The following is a 17,875-nucleotide window of genomic DNA, read 5'->3' on the forward strand; positions in this document are numbered from 1 at the left end:
GACCAGGCATTATGCCTCAGCTGACCAACAGAACTCCACGCTGACGCCCCGGCCGTCGCTGCCAAGACCAAAGCCATCGCTCAGTTGGCGGACCAATCCCAGGCCACGACCACAAAGCGCCGCGTCGCCGGTCGCCCCCACCGCCGCCGGATCGAACCCCGGCCCACTGTCTTCGACTCGGACAACCAAACGTCCACCGCCCCCCTCAGGCTGCATTTGCAGGTGGAAACGCACGTACCCCTCCTGCAGGGCCGCCAAACGCAAGCGTCGCTCACGGTAGTACTCGGCAAACCCGCTGGCGTCGCGTTTCAGGGACGAGTCCAGGCCCATCACACCATGCTCCAAGGCGTTGGAGTACAGCTCGGCCAACACGGTATACAGATCACCGCCTCGCGGGCGCAGCGCCTGAACGTCCAGCAGCAGTTGCAACATGAAGGGCAAGGGATTGAAGTGGCGCAGACTTTGCGCCCGGAACTCGAAACTGGCGGACCAATCTGGCGCGCTGTGCAGCCCGCTGTCGGCAAACGCCAGTGGCCGGGGATGTTCGTCATCCTCGGCAAGCCCGACCTGAACCAGACTGACATCGTCCTGCTGTTCGCCACGAAACTCTACCAACGCCTGTTGGATTTCCTCGAACAGGGTCTGCGGCTGTTGATTGTCATCCAGCAATTTGAGCAAGCGCTGCTCACCAAACATCCGACCCTGTTCGTCACTGGCTTCCAGTACACCATCACTGAGCAGAAAGACTCGATCACCCGGCGCCAGCGGATACACCTCGCAGCGATCGCTGAATGCCGCCGGCTCGAGAATGCCCAAAGGCAAGTGGCGCGAAACAAGTGGCTGCTGCGGACGACCATCGGCGTGCAGCAGGTAACCGTCCGGCAGGCCACCACTCCACACCTCCAGCAACCCACGCTTGCTGCTGATATTGAGCAAGGTCGCGCAGCAGAACACGCCGACTGGCAGGATACGTTTGAGCTTGGCGTTGATCTCACGAAGTATCTCCGCCAGCGCATGACCTTTGGCAGTCATGCCGTAGAACACTTCGGCCAGCGGCATGGCACCGATGGCCGCCGGCAGTCCATGCCCGGTGAAATCACCAAGCATCACGTGCATACCGCCGGACGGCTTGTAAGCGGCCAGCAACAAGTCGCCATTGAACAGCGCATAGGGCGACTGCAAGTAGCGAATGTTGGGGGCATTCAGACAACCGGAATGCGCCACCTTGTCGAACACGGCTTTGGCGACCCGTTGCTCACGGAGCAGATGTTCGTTATGTCGGGCGATCAGGTCACGCTGTTGCAGCACCGTGTCGTGCAAACGGCGCAGTCGATCCATGGCGCCGATCTTGGCTTCGAGTATCACCCGGTTGTAGGGCTTGGCGAGAAAGTCGTCGCCGCCCGCCTCCAGGCAGCGAACCAGCGCTTCGCCTTCGGTCAGCGAGGTCAGAAAGATGATCGGCACCAAGGCTTCACCGGCCTGCTGCTTGATCCGGCGGGCCGCCTCAAAGCCATCCATTACCGGCATCAGCGCATCCATCAGCACCAGCTGCGGACGCTCCTGCTCGAACAACGCGACCGCTTCCAGGCCATTGCTGGCGGTCATCACACGGTGCCCCTGGCGGCTGACGATAGTCGACAGCAGCATACGGTCAGCCGCGTTGTCCTCGGCAATCAGGATCGACAGACGATCAGGCATGCTCAGCTGATCTTGAACAACTGCTCGAAGTTGGAAATGGCGAGAATCTTGCGCACGTCGCTGCTGCAGTTGAGCAGGCTGATCTGTGCGGCATCGCCCCCGGCATGATCGCGCAGCAACAGCAACATGCCCAACGCCGAGCTGTCCAGATAACTGGTGTCACGCAGATCGACCTGATAGCGCTTGGGGGTGATGCTGACGCGCTCGTAGGCGTCACGAAATTCCTGGTGGGAGGCGAAGTCGAAGCGTCCTCGAATCACGATGGTCAGCTCTTGCCCGTCCGCGGACGGCTGCGAGGTAATGGCCATGTCTACTCCTTTGTCGAGACTCTGCCAGATAGAGAGGTTCACGTCTCAAGGTGTAGCACCTGGCCGGCGCCGAAACAACTGCTATTCAGGGTTCGCCACGCTCGATAAGGCGTTGCGCCAGCTCATCGAGCAGCTTCTGCTCACGTTTGTCCTCGGCCAGACGCGCTTCGTCGATGTAGCGCTGCACCAGCTTGCGCAGCCCCTCCAGACGCGCATAACGCTCCTGCCACACCCCACGGACCTTCTCCAGGTTGGCCCGATGCCATTCGAGACTCTGCTGTTGCTGCCCGACTGCCGTTTCCAGCTGCGAGAGAAAGCGCTGGTAGTTCATCAGCCACTGGCCCGATACACCCTTGCTGCCTTCGCTGATCCACTGTTGCTGGTAGTCGCCGCGGAAGCGCTCCAGCTCGCCCAGTTTGGCCTCGGCCTGGCCAACCAGCCCCTGGCAATGCCCCAGCTGACGGGCCGCCTCGCGCTCGGCCTTTTCCGCCATTTCGACAACGGGTTGCAAGCGTTTGGCTCGACTCAGAGTCATCGCATTCGCGCCTCAGGTGCCGACCTGACAATCGCATCCCGGCATCTCACTGCCCCAGAACGCCGGCCAGTTGCTCACGGCTCTGAGTCATGGCCACGCTCTCACCGAGCCCCTGGCGCAGATACTGGGCCATCTGTGGCTGACGGGCGATGGCCAGATCGGTATCGGCGTCGCCACCTGGCACATAGGCGCCGACGCTGATCAGATCGCGACTCTGCTGATAACGCGACCACAGCTGTTTGAAACGCTGCGCCTGCCTGAGCTGATCGGCTGGCACCACCTGCGGCATGACCCGACTGATGGAGGATTCGATATCGATGGCCGGATAGTGCCCCTCCTCGGCCAGACGCCGGGACAGTACGAAGTGCCCATCGAGCACGCCGCGCGCCGCATCGGCGATAGGATCCTGCTGATCATCGCCCTCGCTCAGCACGGTGTAAAAGGCGGTGATCGAACCACCGCCGGCTTCGGCATTACCGGCACGCTCCACCAGCTTGGGCAGTTTGGCGAACACCGACGGCGGATAGCCTTTGGTCGCCGGCGGCTCGCCAATGGCCAGGGCGATTTCCCGTTGCGCCTGGGCATAGCGGGTCAGCGAATCCATCAGCAACAGAACGTTCTTGCCCTTGTCGCGAAAGTACTCGGCGATACGCGTGCAGTATTGCGCCGCACGCAGACGCATCAGCGGCGCATCGTCGGCCGGCGAAGCGACCACCACGGAACGCTTGAGTCCCTCTTCACCGAGAATCTCGTCGATGAACTCCTTCACCTCGCGACCACGTTCACCGATCAGGCCAACGACGATGATCTCGGCCTCGGTGAAGCGCGTCATCATGCCCAAGAGCACCGACTTGCCCACACCGGTACCGGCGAACAGCCCGAGGCGTTGCCCTCTGCCCACGGTCAACAGGCCATTGATAGCGCGAATGCCGACATCCAGCGACTGGCTGATCGGATCACGCTTCAGCGGGTTGATCATCGGCCCGTCCATCGGCACCCAGTCCTCGGCCTTCATCCCGCCTTTGCCGTCCAGCGCACGGCCGGCACCGTCAAGCACCCGCCCGAGCATCGACATGCCCATTGGCAGGCGCCCAGCATCCGGCAGCGGAACCACCCGAGCGCCCGGTGCAATGCCCGCCAGGCTGCCGACTGGCATCAGATAGATCTTGCCTCCGGAAAAGCCCATGACCTCGGCTTCGACCTGCACCGGGTGGTAGCTGTCGCTGTTGATGACCAGGCAACGGCTGCCAATGGCCGCACGCAGCCCCTCGGCCTCCAGCGTCAGGCCGACCATGCGCAACAAACGCCCTTCGAGTATCGGTTGCGCAGGCAGGCTGATCGCTTCGCTGTAGCCTTCCAGGCGTTTGGCGAAACTCACCCGGTCAAGGCGCATCATCGGCGTCCAGATTCAGGCTGATATCGGCTTCGGGTGGCTGGGTAGCCTGAGCACGTTGCTGCTCGAACAGTTGCTTGAGCGCCTGCGTCATGCGGGTTTCGATACTGGCATCGATCTGACTATGCTCCGACTCGATACGGCATCCACCCGGCAGCAGACTGTCATCCTCAAGAATGCGCCAATCCTCTTCGTGGCGCTCACGCAGGGCCTTGATCGTCTCGAAGTCCTGCGGGTTGACCTGGATGCGGATATTGTCCGCGCCCATGGGCAGGAGCTTGAGCGACTCGCGCAGGACCTGGCGAATCTGGCTGGAGTCGGTATTCAGTTCGCGCTGAATCACCTCACGCACCATATGGCTGACCAGGCGCACCATACCCGCTTCAAGCTGCTGATCCTGCTCGGCGATAGGGTCCAGCAGTTGCTGCATCAGCTTCTCGAGGCTGTCGAGCTTGCTCGCCAGAGCGGCTTCGGACTCCTGCTTGGCCTTGAGCTGACCGGCATGAAAACCGTCTTTCTCACCGGTGGCGAAGCCCTCGTTGTAGGCGTCCTGGCGGATGGCCTCCACCTCATCGAGCGTCAGAGGCTTGACATCCTCGGGGGGAATCTCTTCGACCTGGGCGACCTCTTCTGCCGCAACCTCAGTTGGCGCGGCCACCTCTTCGACGGCAGGCTCGGCCTCAACGGGGTCCTCCCCAGGCACATCGAAGCTGGGCAAAGCCCAGCGATCGAAAGGGCCAAGGTCCTTGGCACGGATCAGCTCGCTCTCCGCTTCCTTGGCGACCATGGTTTAAACCATCTCCTCGCCGCCCTTGCCACCGAGCACGATTTCGCCGGCTTCGGCCATACGACGAGCGATGGTGAGAATTTCCTTCTGCGCCGTCTCGACGTCGCTGACGCGCACCGGCCCCTTGGCCTCCAGGTCGTCGCGCAGCAGCTCGGCCGCGCGCTTGGACATGTTCTTGAAGACCTTTTCCTTGATGGCGTCGTCGGCGCCCTTGAGCGCCAGCACCAGCACTTCGGAGGAGACTTCGCGCATCAGTGCCTGAATGCCACGGTCGTCGACATCGGCCAGGTTGTCGAAGACGAACATGAGGTCTTCGATCTGCGTCGACAGGTCCTCGTCTACCTCGCGGATCGAGTCCATCAGTTGGCCTTCCACCGAGCTGTCGAGGAAGTTCATGATATCCGCCGCACGTTTGACACCGCCCATGGTGGCGCGCGAAGTATTGGCACTCCCGGAGAACTGCTTCTCGAGAATCTGGTTGAGTTCCTTGAGCGCCGATGGCTGTACGGTGTTGAGCGAAGAGACACGCAGGATGATGTCCAGACGCACCTTGTGGTCGAAATGGCTGAGCACTTCACCGGCCTGATCCGGATCGAGGTAAGCCACCACAATGGCCTGAATCTGCGGGTGCTCGTAACGAATCACGTCAGCAACGGCACGCGGCTCCATCCACTTGAGGCTGTCTAGGCCGCTGGTGCTACCACCGAGCAGAATGCGGTCGATCAGGTTGCCGGCCTTGTCCTCGCCCAGCGCTGCGGTAAGCATCTTGCGGATGTAACCGTCGGAACCCACGCCCAGGCTGGTCTGGTCACCGACGATGTCGACGAACTCGGCCATCACCTGCTCGACCTGCTCGCGATGAATGTTACGCATGCCGGCCATGGCCACGCCGACGCGCTGGACCTCCTTGGGACCGAGATGACGCAGTACCTGCGCAGCATCGGTCTCACCCAGAGACAGCAGCAGAATGGCCGCTTTGTCGACCTTGGTCAGCTTGGTAGCGGTACGATTGTCACTCATCGGCGTTGATCCACTCTTTCACTACCTGGGCGACACGGCCCGGATCTTCCGCCACCAGACTCTTGATGGCGTTCAGTTGTGCATCATACCCCTCACTGGGGCTGGGCAGCAGTATGCTCTGCGGCCCACCGAGGCTGACTCGATCCTCGGACAGCTCGCCGTCCAGGCCTGCCATTTCACCCAGTTCGACATCCCCGGAGCCCGCAAGCTCCTTGCCCCTGCCGCCGCCAGTGATGTTGTTGAGCACCGGTCGCAGCACACCGAACACCAGCACCAGGATGAACAGTACACCGAGCACTTGTTTGACGATGTCCCAGAACCAGGGCTGGGTGTAGAACGGAATATCGGGGATTTCTTCGCCCATCGACGCGGTGAACGCCGTGTTGATCACGCTGACGCTGTCGCCACGGCTGGCATCGAAACCCACCGAGTCCTGCACCAGGCGGGTGAACCGCGCCAGATCATCGGCACTCCATGGCACTCGGGTAGATTCGCCGGTCGCCGGATCGACACGCACCTGGTCGTCGACCACCACCGCAACCGAAAGACGGCGCAGGCGCCCCTGCTGCTGCTTGGTGTAGCTGACCGAGCGGTCCAGTTCGAAGTTGCGCGTGGACTGCTCACGTTTGTCCGCCGGGTATGGCGCCAGCATCGGCTGACCGGTAGCCGGGTCCATGATCTGCTGGCCATTGGCGTCAACCAGCGGCTGACCCGCTGCAACCGGGCCGGCCGGTGCTGCAGGCGCTGCTGCCTGCTGTGGCGCTGCAGCCGGGCCCGGCGGCTGATTGGACAGCGCCCCAGGCACGCCCTGCGGCGGCAGACTGCTCTGGCGTTGTTCGTTGACCTGCTGCTCGCTGCGCAGCGCCGGCTGATCCGGGTTGAACATCTCGGAGGTAGATTCGACAGCGCTGAAGTCGACGTCAGCTGACACTTCAGCCTTGTAGCGCCCGGTGCCCAGCACTGGCTGCAGGATGTTGTGCACGCGTTGAGTGAACAGGGTTTCCATGCGCCGGGTGTAGTCGAACTGCTTGCCCGCCATGGTCAGCTCGGAAAGCTCCTGCTGATCGGAAAGCAGATTGCCCTTCTGATCGACAACCGTGACCTGCCCCTTGTCCAGTTCCGGAACGCTGGTAGCGACCAGATTGACGATGGCCATCACCTGGCTGGGCTCCAGCGCCCGCCCCGGGTAAAGCTCTACCAACACCGAAGCAGACGGCTTGCGCTCGTCGCGCACGAAGACCGACGCCTTGGGCATGGCCAGGTGAACACGCGCAGCCTTGACGTTGTTGAGGCTGGCAACGGTACGCGCCAGCTCGCCCTCGAGGCCACGACGATAACGGGTTGCCTCCATGAACTGGCTGGTGCCCAGGCCCTGCTCACGATCAAGAATCTCGAAGCCGACGCTATTGTCGGTCGGCGCCACTCCAGCAGCGGCGAGGCGCATACGCGCACGCGCCAGGTCATCGGCTTTTACCAGCAAAGCACCGGAGTTGGGTTCGATGGTGTAGTCGATGCCCGAAGCGGTCAGCGTCTCGACAACCTGGGTGGCGTCCATACCATTGAGGCTGCCGTACAGCGGACGGTAATCCGGCTGCTGCGACCACAGGACCACTGCGAAACCGATCGCCACGCTGGCGGCCAGGCCGACCAACAAGCCGAGCTGACGCAGCACCGACATCTCGGCGAGGTTTTCCAGAAAGCTCAAACCGAGTAACGGCTTCTTGGGCTCACCGCTGTCGGCTTTGGCCGGGATATTTGCTACTGCTGCTTCAGCCATGAATCAATCCTCAGACCGGCATCTGCATGATGTCTTGGTAAGCCTGAACCAGCTTGTTACGCACCTGGGTCATAGCCTGGAAGGATACGCTGGCTTTCTGCGAGGCGATCATCACGTCGGTCAGATCGACCCCGCTCTGCCCCATCTCGAAAGCGGTCGCCAACTGGTTGGAAGCCTGCTGGGTTTCGTTGACCTTGTTCACCGCCTGGCCGAGCATGTCCGAGAAGCTCGGCGCCCCGGCCACTGGTTCGCTGACAGCCGGCTTCTGCCGGGCCATGGCCTCGGCCTGCATGGCGCGCATTTCCAGCATCAAGCGATTGAATTCAACACCCTGACTCATGACATCCTCCACTGCCCGCTTTTTGACGCTAGCGGCGCTTTGAAGGGGTATTTGCAACAAGGGTGCCAAAAAAGAGGTTACAAGCTACAGGCTTCAGGAGAATGGGAGCGTACAAGGAAGGGAGTAACCACCGTCATCCCCGCGAAGGCGGGGATCCAGATGAAACAGACGTGGCGCCGACGATCTCTGGCCAAAGATCTCGCCAGTGCGGATTTTGCTCTTCGATCAGGCGTAATTTCCAGGCTCGATTCCATTTCTTGATCGCCTTCTCCCTGGATATCGCGCTGATCATGTTGTCATGCTGCTCGTACCATACCAGTAACTTGACGTTGTACTGACGGGTAAAGCCCTCAACCATTTTTTCTCGATGCTGCCATATCCGCTGCAGCAGATTGGCAGTAACGCCGGTATAGAGCGTGCCATTACGCTGACTCGCCATGATGTAAACTGCGGGCTGTTTCATGCTGCAGTCCTTTGCAGATTGTGTGGGCACTCACAAGGATGGTGGCCTATTCAATGATCAATTTAGGCCCGGACGAAAAACAGTCGCTCATACAAGCTAGGGCAAGCTGAACATCGCAGCTGGATCCCCGCCTTCGCGGGGATGATCTCGGCTTTCCTATCGCCGCCATCCCCACACCGGCGGGGACCCAGGCCAACATCTCAGCCGTACCGCCTGCTCAGCACAGCAAAACTAGCTGGCGTAGAGATACGCCTCGACATCCATACCCGCGTCGCGCATCTGCGCCAGCTTGTACCGCAGGGTGCGCGGGCTGATACCCAGGCGCTCGGCGGCTTCCTTGCGGCGGCCTCGCTCGGCACGCAGGGTATCGATGATCACCTGAAACTCTCTGCGACGCAGATCCTCGCCCAGCGCACCGGCATCCACATTCGGCGACTCGACTGCCTGCGGCATCGGCGGTGCAACGCTCGGCACAACAGCCAGGCGTGGCGCGGCGCTCTGCACCGTTTGACCAATAGGCGCATGCAGACAGAGGTCCTGCGCTTGAATCACCCCTCCCTGCTGCAGAATCAGCGCGCGCTGGATCGCATTGTCCAGTTCCCGCACATTACCCGGCCATTGGTGCTGCACCAGGCTCTGCGCGGCAGACTCGGATAACCGCACCGGTGACTGATTCATTTTTTTGACGTGCTTGGCCAGCAGTCGCTCAGCCAGCGGCAGAATATCGGCGGGCCGCTCACGCAGTGGTCGCCAGGCCAGCGGAAACACTGACAGGCGGTAGTACAGGTCCTCGCGGAAACGCCCGGCAGCCACTTCACTGGCTAGGTCACGGTTGCTGGTCGCCAACACGCGGATGTCCAGGTTGATCGGCTTGCGCGCCCCAACCCGCTCCACTTCTCGCTCCTGCAGCACACGCAGCAACTTGGCCTGCAGCCCCAGCGGCATTTCGGAAATTTCGTCGAGCAGGATGGTGCCGCCATCGGCCAGCTCGAACTTGCCTGGCTGAGCGGTCACCGCTCCCGTGAAAGCCCCCTTCTCATGACCAAACAGCGTGGCCTCGAGCATATTGTCGGGAATCGCCGCACAGTTGATGGCAATAAATGGGCCGGACGCGCGCGGCGATTGCTGGTGGATATAGCGCGCCAGCACTTCCTTACCGGTACCGGACTCACCCGTGATCATCACCGTCGAATCGCTCTGCGCGACACGAGATGCCAGCTCCAGCAGTTGTACGCTGGCCGGCTCCAACGCCACCGGGCCGTCACGATCCCCTGCCGGCAACTTACCCAGCGCATGCCTGGCGACCAGTTCCAGCAAGGTACGCGGTTCGAACGGTTTGACCAGGTAGTCGGCCGCCCCCTGACGAATCGCATCGACCGCACGCTCCACAGCACCGAACGCCGTCATCAGCAACACCGGCAACTGCGGATATCGGCCACGAATCTGCTCCAGTAGCTGGTGCCCGTCCATGCCTGGCATGTTGACGTCGCTGACCACCAGGCCAAAGGGCTCTTCGGTCAGCGCGACCAGTGCCGCCTCAGCACAATCGACCGCACGATAGTCGTGCCCGCCGAGACACAGGGTATCGGCCAGGGCTTCGCGCAATGCGCGGTCGTCTTCAACCAGCAGGACTTTGGCAGCCATGGGTTACTCCTGATTCGAATGAGGCGCCGCATCAAGCAGCGGCAAAGAAACGATGGCGCAGGTTCCACGCCCTGCACGCGATTGCAGCAGCAGCCGGCCCTGATGGGCACGCGCCACGGCCTTGACCACGGCCAGCCCAAGGCCGGTTCCGGTGGTTTTGGTGGTAAAGAACGGTTCGCCCAGGCGCGCCAGCGTTTCACGGCTCATACCGGGGCCGTTATCACTCACGCTCAGGCGTAGCTGGTTATCGCGACGATATAGATGGACCTTCAGAAGCGCGTCGCGTCCAGCCGCCTGAATGGCGTTGTCGATGAGGTTGAGCACGGTGCCGACCAGAGTGTCGCGATTGCATAGCAACTCGCCCTCGCGCACATCACACTGCCAGCGGACCGACATCCCCCCCACATGCGCTTCGGCCGCCGCGCGCAAGGCGTCGAAAAGCGCGGCAGGCGCCAGCCGATCCGGCAACGGCAATTCGCCACGGGCAAAGATGAGCATGTCACGCACCTGATTCTCGAGCTCGTGCAAACGCTCCTTCAAACGCCCAGCAAAACGCTGCTGCTGTTCGGCGGGCAAAACCTGCTCGTTCAGATGACTGGCGTACAACAATGCGGCAGACAATGGCGTGCGAATCTGATGCGCGAGGGACGCCACCATGCGTCCCAGAGCAGAGAGGCGCTCGTGACGGGAAAGTTGATCCTGCAGGCGACGAGTTTCCGTCAGGTCCGTCAACAGCACGAGCTGCCCCGGCTCGCCATGCAATGAGCGTGTGGCAATCGACAGGCGGCGACCATCGCGCATGGAGATTTCGTGACCGTCATCCTCGCGCGGAGCGAAATTACGCACGATCACCTGACGCCAGAGCATGCCTACCAGCGGCTGCCCAAGCAGCGAGCGCGCCACAGGGTTGGCCTCACGCACCACGCCCTGCCCGTCGATCACAATCACGCCACCAGGCAGCAGATCGAGCAGGCTTTGCAGACGATGCGCCAGACGCTCCTTCTCTGCCAGCTCCTGCATTCGCTGAGCACTGACCAGCGCCAACTGCCCCTTCAACTCATTGACCCGCGCCTCGAGCAAGCTGTACGACTCGCTGAGCTGGCTGGACATCTGGTTGAAGAGAGCGAAGGCCTGCTCCAGACCAGCACGGCTGGCCTGCTCCAGCGGCGCTGGCAGGCTGGGCTCGGTTGACTCGGTGGGACGACGGTTAGCTTCCATCTGCTTCTCTCGCATGACGCACCGTCAGAAGACGGTCAGATGCAAGAGACTTAGCAATCCTTGTGCCGATTTTTTTATTCTTATTTTTCAATCACTTAAAAAATAAAGCCAGCAGCTGTGTCAAAGCCCCGGCTTTATCGGTAGAAAAACTCCGTCGCGATGGACGTATTGATGACGGATCAGTCGTCGTCCTGACCTTCTTCTTCGCGACGGCTCATTCCGTACTTGCGCATCTTCTCAACCAAGGTGGTACGGCGAATGCGCAGACGCTCAGCAGCGCGCGCAACCACACCGCCTGCATCATCCAGCGCCTGCTGGATCAGCCCCTGTTCCAGGTTGCCCAGGTAATCCTTCAGGTCCAGCCCCTCCGGCGGCAACATGGCCGGCGTATCGAGCCCCGGCAGCCCAGCCACGATCGCAGCACGCTCTTCCAGCTCATCACGCAGACTGGCTGCCAGTTGCTCATCCTCGTCATCGACATGACGGAACTTCTTCGGCAGCTCACCCACCCCAATCACGCCATAGGGATGCATGATCGCCATACGCTCGACCAGGTTGGCAAGCTCGCGCACATTACCCGCCCAATCATGGCGACACAGCGACATGATGGCCGCCGAGTTGAAGCGAATGGAACCACGCTTCTCGTGCTCCATGCGCGAGATCAGCTCATTCATCAGCAGCGGGATGTCTTCGATGCGCTCACGCAGCGGTGCCATCTCGATGGGAAAGACATTGAGGCGGTAGTACAAGTCCTCGCGGAAGCCGCCGTCCTCGATCATCTTCTCCAGGTTCTTGTGGGTAGCGGCAATGATGCGCACGTCGGCGGTCTGCGTCTTGTTGCTGCCAACCCGCTCAAAGGTACGCTCCTGCAGCACACGCAGCAGCTTGACCTGCATTGGCAAGGGCATGTCACCTATCTCATCGAGAAATAGCGTGCCGCCATTGGCCAGCTCGAAGCGTCCTGCTCGACTGCTGATGGCGCCAGTGAAAGCACCCTTCTCGTGACCGAACAGTTCACTCTCCAGCAACTCAGCAGGAATGGCCCCGCAGTTGACCGGAACGAAAGGCGCCTCACGACGCTTGGAGTGATAGTGCAGATTGCGCGCAACGACCTCTTTGCCGGTTCCTGACTCACCAAGAATCAATACGCTGGCTTCGGTGTCGGCGACCTGCTGCATCATCTGTCGCACCTGCTGAATGGCACGACTGGTACCGACCAGGCTACGGAACAGATTGGGCTCGCGCTGGCGACCGCGATCACGGGCCTGGTCATACATCTCGCGATAAACCTGGGCACGGTGCAGGGAATCGAGCAGCTTGTTGTAGCTAAGCGGCGTCTCCAGGCTGGCCAGCACACGTCTGCGCAGATCTTCCGGCCATTCACCAAGCGACGAGTCGCCCACCGTCAGCAGCGGCAGGAATTCATCCCAACCAGCAATCTGCTTGGTCAGCTCCAGAGCACCGCCTTTGGCTTCGACATCTCCCAGCAACACACTGAGCACTTCACGGCTGGACTGAAGCCCTGCCACAGCGCTACGCCAGTCCTGGCTGGTGCAGGCAAGATGCTCTTCCCCAAGAAAATTCAGAATGATCGCCAGCTCATGACGGCGCGCAGCATTGTCGTCGATCAACAGGATTTTGGTTTCACGCCACATCTTGTGTATGTCTGACCCGAGGAGTAGAGGGAATCACGCGCCAGACATCCGGCGCGCACCGGCAATTGGCCACTAGTAAAGTCAAAAAATTGAAGCCAGTCAATTTTATGGCGTAACTTTTTTCACTCGTCTACCGCAATAGCTAAGCAGTTGCTCGCGAAGGCTGGTAGTGACAAGCGATAAAAAAGTGAAGCTGGCAAAAGCTGAAGGAGAGAAACCGGGCCTAACCTGCAGATTAAACCCGGCAAAAAGATGGGATCAGCCAAAAAGCTGGTAAACCTTGGCCCCTTGATGGGATTGGTTGAGTTGCACCAGTTCACCAGCCAGGCGCCGTTGTTCCGTCTGACAGACGGTCACCAACTCACGATACAGCACCAGAAGATTTTCCATGCTGGTGCGCAGCTCCTCCTCGTCGCGGCTGTCGATCATTGCCGCATCGACTGCCATGCGGCACTGCAGGTCAAGCTCGCCAATAGCAGCCCAATCCTGCTGAACCAGAGCATCACGCAAGGCCGAACCGGTCGCTTGCAAACGCTGGACGGATGAACTCATTAACCTTCTCCTTCGATGCTCGCCCATTACTGAGCGATGGCATCCCAACCCTGTTTGACGTTACGCAACAAGCCCGATACTTCCTCGAGAAGCTCTGGCTCGTTGCTGACGTTGGCCTCCGTCAAACGGGAAATCATATATTCGTAAAGGCTATCGAGATTGCCCGCCAACTCACCACCTTGCTGATGGTCGAGACTTTCGCGCAAGCCGGAGATGATGGCAATACTCTTGCCAATCAGCTCGCCTTTCAGAGCGGTCTGATCACGCTCCATCGCGCCACGCGCCTGAGCGATACGAGTCAGGCCGCCTTCCATCAACATCTGAATCAGACGATGGGGGCTGGCCTCTGCGGCCTGAGCCTGGTGGTTGACGGTTTGATACTGCTTGAGGGCCGCCATGGCATTCATCGTCGCGCTCACTTCTGTTGCTGACTGGATACCTTAGATATCGGCGCCAGCAACAAAAGCTTTAACGCAAAATCAACCGGCAGGCGCTGGTTCGACCTCAGGTCCGATAGCATCCCAGGCGCTCTTGATGTCACCCAGTAGCGCTTCAACTTCATCGAGCGTACGCGGCGTTTCGTCCAGCGCTACACCCGCCAAGCGACGAGTCATGTAGTCGTAGAGTGCATCCAGATTCTCGGCAATCTCCCCGCCCAGCTCCTTGTCCAGAGCAGCCTGCAGCACACCCAAGAGGGTGATGGTACTGCCCACGGCCATGCCTCGAATTTCGGTATCGCCTTCGGCCTGAGCATGCTTGGCCAGCATCACTCGCTGGAGCGCGCCTTCGAGTAGCAGCTGTACCGTACGATAAGGCGAGACCTCCTGACTGGTCTTGACCTGCTTGTAGGCATCGATGGGCTTCTTGTTCATTGCTTAGCTGTCCTTTTTCACGAAACCAGGCAGGTTGGCCAGCATACTGCCCAGGCTTTCGCTGGTACGCGTAAGCTGTCCCACCAATGAGTCCATGGCGTTGTACTGAGCATAGAGACGGGTTTGCAGGCTTTCGACACGCTTGTCCAGCGACTCACGCTGCTTGTCGATGTTATCCAGCGTGCCACGCAAAGCACTGTCACGCTGCTTGAGAACACCGTCGGTCGCTACATAGCCGGAGACGAAACCAGAGATGCGCCCCATCAAACCGTCATCACCAGTGAGATAAGCCCCCACCTGGTCGAAATTGCTGTCGAGCGCCGCAGTCAGCGTGGTGTCATCCAGCGAGAGCTTGCCGTCCTTATCGGTCGTGATACCAAGGTCAGCCAGTGCTCGAACACCACTCTCACTCCCTCCGGTCATCTTCACGACTTCATTACGCAGACCGGCCAGCACACTGCGTACAGTCGAGTCCCCAACCAGCGGCCCGGCCACCGGCTCGGAACCCTCTACCTCAACAACAGCGGTCAATTGAGCAGAGGTTGAAATCAACGCGTTGTATGCATCGACGAATTTCTGCAGATTGCTTTTGACACTGGCCTTGTCTACTCCCACCGTCAGGCTGATGGTCTTGCCATCAGCGAGATCGGTAGCACTTTGGGCAGAAGCCAGATCGAGCGTAACGCCTTCCAGCGCATCCTCGATCTTGTTGCTGTCCCTCACCAACTGCAAACCGTCGATGGTCAACTTGGCGGACTTGGCCTGAGTAATCACGCCCCCAGCCCCAGTATCGGAACTGGGCTTCAGAAAGGCATCGGCATTGTCAGGGTCGACCGTTGGGGTGAACGACTGGCTAGTGAGGGCGTTGCTGCCCGACGTAACACCATCTTCGGTAACAGCAACCTGAATGTCATTACCAGCGCCTGTCTTGGTCGAACTGAGCACCAGGCGCGAGCCGGAGTCATCGGTAATGATGGTTGCACTGATACCGCTATCCTTACCCGCCTCGTTAATGGCATCACGCATTCCGGCCAACGTATTGTTAGCCTCAGTCACATCGACGCTGATGCTTGTGTTGCCAGCAGAGATTTCCAACGTACCGCTGTTGAATGTCGCTACGGTACCACCTGGGCCGGTACCACTAGAAACAGACTGCAGGGCAACCTTACTGCTCGTAGCCAACTGCTGGACCTGAACACTGTAAGTACCGGCTGGCGCGGTAGTGGCGGCCGTTGCCTTGAGCACACTGCTGCTTGAGGTGCTCGCCGTTCGGGATTCGAACAAAGATGGCTTGTTGAGCGCATCCAGGGCCGTCTTGAAGGTATTCAATGCCCCGGTGAGACTGCCTATTGCCGAGATGCGCGTGGTGGTCTGCTTCTCGAGACGATCAAGCTGATTGGTCTTCGGAGCCCGCTCCGCGTTAACCAACGCGCTAACGATCTCGTCGATTTTGATGCCCGAACCGAGCCCAGTGATACCCACCATGATCTTGCACCTCGTCAAAAATCCGACTGAACACTGCCCATAACGAGGGTTCAGTCAAAATTCATGCCAGGGCTATGACTACGCCTCGGCCTTGAATAACAGGCTGCGCACTTCCGACAGGTTCTCTGCCAGCTTGAGCGCTTCCTCGGATGGAATCTGCCGGATCACATCGCCCGATCCGGAGTCCGTCACTTTAACCACGACTCGCCCGGACCCATCATCCACTGCAAAGTTGATATTGCGGCGGACCGATTGAACAAACTCCTGGATAGTTGCCACCGCGTCTTCGACTTGCTCGCGACTGACGTCCTGAGCAGGAGAGACAACACGAGTGGTCGACTGCTCGTCAGCCACGCTAGCCACAGCAATGCCCGAGAGGCCCTGCTTTTGGCGAGAATCCGCAGCATTGGAGACGCCACCATCGCGGACAACCGTGGAGCTGACCTGAGGCTTGATTGAGCTGACGTCCATAAATTTCTCCTCACAATGAGGTAACGGGGGAAAGAGCTTAGCCCTTCCCCCCGTAGTCTAGCGCCTTCGAGCTTAGCCCAGCAGGCTGAGCACTGCTTGCGGCAACTGGTTGGCCTGGGCCAGGATTGCGGTACCGGCCTGCTGCAGGATCTGATTCTTGGTCAGTTCCGAAGTTTCGGCAGCGAAGTCAGTGTCGCGAATCCGGCTGCGAGCAGCGGAGGAGTTCTCAGCGATGTTCTGCAGGTTCGAGATAGTGTTCTCGAAGCGGTTCTGCACGGCACCGAGCTGAGCACGCTGGCTGTCGATGTTGGAGATCGCGCCGTTGATGATGCCTAGGGCGTCCTGAGCGCCGGTTGCGGTGCTAATGTCAATATCCTTCACCGAATCCAGAGAGCTAAACGCGGCAGCGCCACCTGCGCCTGCCATACCAGCGCCCATGCCAGTCACCTGGAATGCATCAGGAGCCTCCAGCTTGATCTGACCATCGACTCGCGCACCCGCCCCAGCACCAATAGCTGCGGTCGCTGCACCGGTGTAAGCAGAGCCATCAAAAGTTTTGGCTTGCAGGGTCGAAGTTGTAGAACCCGACATGTTACCGATTACGATTGCATCGCCGCGCTCACTCACCAGTTCGATACTAGAGCCTTTGGATACAGCCGAAATACCCGTTTTCCCGGTTTCCTTGTTGATCGCATCAGCAAGAGCCCCCAAATCACTGCCGTCAGTTATAACTGCAGAGACTGTGGCCTTATCCGCAGCAACAGTCTTGCTTGTCGCGCCATACAGATCGAAGGAAATTGTTCCTGAACCAACAGCAGCCAGCTCCGCAACAGTTCGGGCGGAAGCAGTGACGCCAGTCTCATCGCTCTTAGCGTTGACCGCCTTCGCAACCTCACTAGCAGAACCACTCGCCGTATAGCTGATAGCAACAGCGCCATCAGAGAGTTTGGAGTCGATGCTAAAGCCAGAAGTTGTATAAGCACTGCCCGAGGTGGCACTGAATGCACCGCTAGCAACGCCTTGTGCAGCGCCACCCGAGGACGTGTAGCGATTCGCACCAATTCGGTCAGTAGCAGCCGAACCGATGGAAACACTGATGGTTTCATAGGCATTGGCACCGACCTGAAAACTCTGGGAACCAAAGGAACCATCAAGGATCTTGCGACCGCCAAAGCTAGTGGTATCAGCGATACGGTTCAGTTCCTGTTGCAGCTGAGCGACTTCGCCCTGCAGTGCAGCGCGTTCGGTAGCGCCGTTGGAACCGTTGGCTGATTGCAGCGACAAGTCACGCATACGCTGCAGGATGCCAGTGGACTGCTGCAGAGCACCTTCTGCGGTTTGCGCCAGGGAGATACCGTCATTAGCGTTCCGAGTAGCCACGCCCAGACCGGTGATCTGGCTGGTCAGACGGTTGGCGATCTGCAGACCAGCAGCGTCGTCTTTGGCGCTGTTGATGCGGTAGCCAGTGGACAGACGCTGGAGGGAAGTATCCAGGCCTTTGGACGAGCTGTTCAGGTTACGTTGAGTGTTGAGGGACGCAACGTTGGTGTTGACTGTAAGGGCCATGGTATTGCCTCCAGATGACCGTAGAACCGTTTGTCTGAGCTTGCGAGCTTGGGCCTGCTTGCTCAGACGCCCATAAAGTTCGCATTCGATC

At 59.9% G+C, this 17,875-nt stretch carries 18 protein-coding genes; all 18 read right to left on the bottom strand.

What is annotated here, in order from left to right; genetic code table 11:
• Nucleotides 1-9: 9 nt before the first annotated feature.
• The gene (locus ACJRW5_RS04675; protein WP_484569364.1) at nt 10-1,698 is read right to left on the bottom strand and encodes an ATP-binding SpoIIE family protein phosphatase; all 1,689 of its coding nucleotides are present in this window, start codon (nt 1,696-1,698) and stop codon (nt 10-12) included.
• Between the two features lie 2 nt (nt 1,699-1,700).
• Complete coding sequence (locus ACJRW5_RS04680) at nt 1,701-2,006, bottom strand: STAS domain-containing protein (protein ID WP_484569365.1); 306 nt, start codon at nt 2,004-2,006, stop codon at nt 1,701-1,703.
• An 85-nt stretch (nt 2,007-2,091) separates the two neighbouring features.
• Nucleotides 2,092-2,541, bottom strand: a complete 450-nt coding sequence (gene fliJ / locus ACJRW5_RS04685) for a flagellar export protein FliJ (protein WP_484569366.1) — start codon at nt 2,539-2,541, stop codon at nt 2,092-2,094.
• A gap of 46 nt (nt 2,542-2,587) precedes the next feature.
• Nucleotides 2,588-3,934: a flagellar protein export ATPase FliI gene (gene fliI / locus ACJRW5_RS04690; protein WP_484569573.1), complete on the bottom strand. Its 1,347-nt coding sequence runs from the start codon at nt 3,932-3,934 to the stop codon at nt 2,588-2,590.
• A complete protein-coding gene (fliH, locus tag ACJRW5_RS04695; protein ID WP_484569367.1) occupies nt 3,924-4,721 on the bottom strand; it encodes a flagellar assembly protein FliH in 798 nt (265 codons plus the stop codon). Before fliH ends, fliI begins: the two co-directional genes overlap by 11 nt.
• Before the next feature lie 3 nt (nt 4,722-4,724).
• Nucleotides 4,725-5,741, bottom strand: a complete 1,017-nt coding sequence (gene fliG, locus ACJRW5_RS04700; protein ID WP_484569368.1) for a flagellar motor switch protein FliG — start codon at nt 5,739-5,741, stop codon at nt 4,725-4,727.
• Nucleotides 5,734-7,518 carry a flagellar basal-body MS-ring/collar protein FliF gene (fliF, locus tag ACJRW5_RS04705; RefSeq protein WP_484569369.1) on the bottom strand — a complete coding sequence of 595 codons (1,785 nt, stop codon included), beginning with the start codon at nt 7,516-7,518 and terminating at the stop codon, nt 5,734-5,736. The genes fliG and fliF overlap by 8 nt, the downstream gene beginning before the upstream one ends.
• Before the next feature lie 10 nt (nt 7,519-7,528).
• Complete coding sequence (gene fliE / locus ACJRW5_RS04710; RefSeq protein ID WP_484569370.1) at nt 7,529-7,858, bottom strand: flagellar hook-basal body complex protein FliE; 330 nt, start codon at nt 7,856-7,858, stop codon at nt 7,529-7,531.
• Nucleotides 7,859-7,991: 133 nt separating this feature from the next.
• The gene (locus ACJRW5_RS04715) at nt 7,992-8,321 is read right to left on the bottom strand and encodes a GIY-YIG nuclease family protein (RefSeq protein WP_484569371.1); all 330 of its coding nucleotides are present in this window, start codon (nt 8,319-8,321) and stop codon (nt 7,992-7,994) included.
• Nucleotides 8,322-8,552: 231 nt separating this feature from the next.
• Nucleotides 8,553-9,965, bottom strand: coding sequence for a sigma-54-dependent response regulator transcription factor FleR (gene fleR / locus ACJRW5_RS04720; RefSeq protein WP_484569372.1), 1,413 nt, complete (start codon nt 9,963-9,965; stop codon nt 8,553-8,555).
• A gap of 3 nt (nt 9,966-9,968) precedes the next feature.
• Nucleotides 9,969-11,183, bottom strand: coding sequence for a sensor histidine kinase (locus ACJRW5_RS04725; protein WP_484569373.1), 1,215 nt, complete (start codon nt 11,181-11,183; stop codon nt 9,969-9,971).
• Nucleotides 11,184-11,362: 179 nt separating this feature from the next.
• Nucleotides 11,363-12,838: a sigma-54 dependent transcriptional regulator gene (locus ACJRW5_RS04730; RefSeq protein ID WP_484569374.1), complete on the bottom strand. Its 1,476-nt coding sequence runs from the start codon at nt 12,836-12,838 to the stop codon at nt 11,363-11,365.
• Between the two features lie 258 nt (nt 12,839-13,096).
• Nucleotides 13,097-13,390 carry a flagellar protein FliT gene (gene fliT / locus ACJRW5_RS04735; RefSeq protein WP_484569375.1) on the bottom strand — a complete coding sequence of 98 codons (294 nt, stop codon included), beginning with the start codon at nt 13,388-13,390 and terminating at the stop codon, nt 13,097-13,099.
• Between the two features lie 26 nt (nt 13,391-13,416).
• A complete protein-coding gene (gene fliS / locus ACJRW5_RS04740) occupies nt 13,417-13,797 on the bottom strand; it encodes a flagellar export chaperone FliS (RefSeq protein WP_484569376.1) in 381 nt (126 codons plus the stop codon).
• Between the two features lie 72 nt (nt 13,798-13,869).
• Nucleotides 13,870-14,262, bottom strand: a complete 393-nt coding sequence (fliS, locus tag ACJRW5_RS04745) for a flagellar export chaperone FliS (RefSeq protein WP_484569377.1) — start codon at nt 14,260-14,262, stop codon at nt 13,870-13,872.
• A gap of 3 nt (nt 14,263-14,265) precedes the next feature.
• Nucleotides 14,266-15,747, bottom strand: a complete 1,482-nt coding sequence (gene fliD, locus ACJRW5_RS04750) for a flagellar filament capping protein FliD (RefSeq protein ID WP_484569378.1) — start codon at nt 15,745-15,747, stop codon at nt 14,266-14,268.
• Nucleotides 15,748-15,825: 78 nt separating this feature from the next.
• Nucleotides 15,826-16,218 carry a flagellar protein FlaG gene (locus tag ACJRW5_RS04755; protein WP_484569379.1) on the bottom strand — a complete coding sequence of 131 codons (393 nt, stop codon included), beginning with the start codon at nt 16,216-16,218 and terminating at the stop codon, nt 15,826-15,828.
• Nucleotides 16,219-16,290: 72 nt separating this feature from the next.
• The gene (locus tag ACJRW5_RS04760; RefSeq protein WP_484569380.1) at nt 16,291-17,784 is read right to left on the bottom strand and encodes a flagellin; all 1,494 of its coding nucleotides are present in this window, start codon (nt 17,782-17,784) and stop codon (nt 16,291-16,293) included.
• Nucleotides 17,785-17,875 lie beyond the last annotated feature (91 nt).

The organism is Pseudomonas pichavaramensis, assembly GCF_050473265.1.
In the GTDB taxonomy this organism is placed as follows: Bacteria; Pseudomonadota; Gammaproteobacteria; order Pseudomonadales; family Pseudomonadaceae; genus Aquipseudomonas.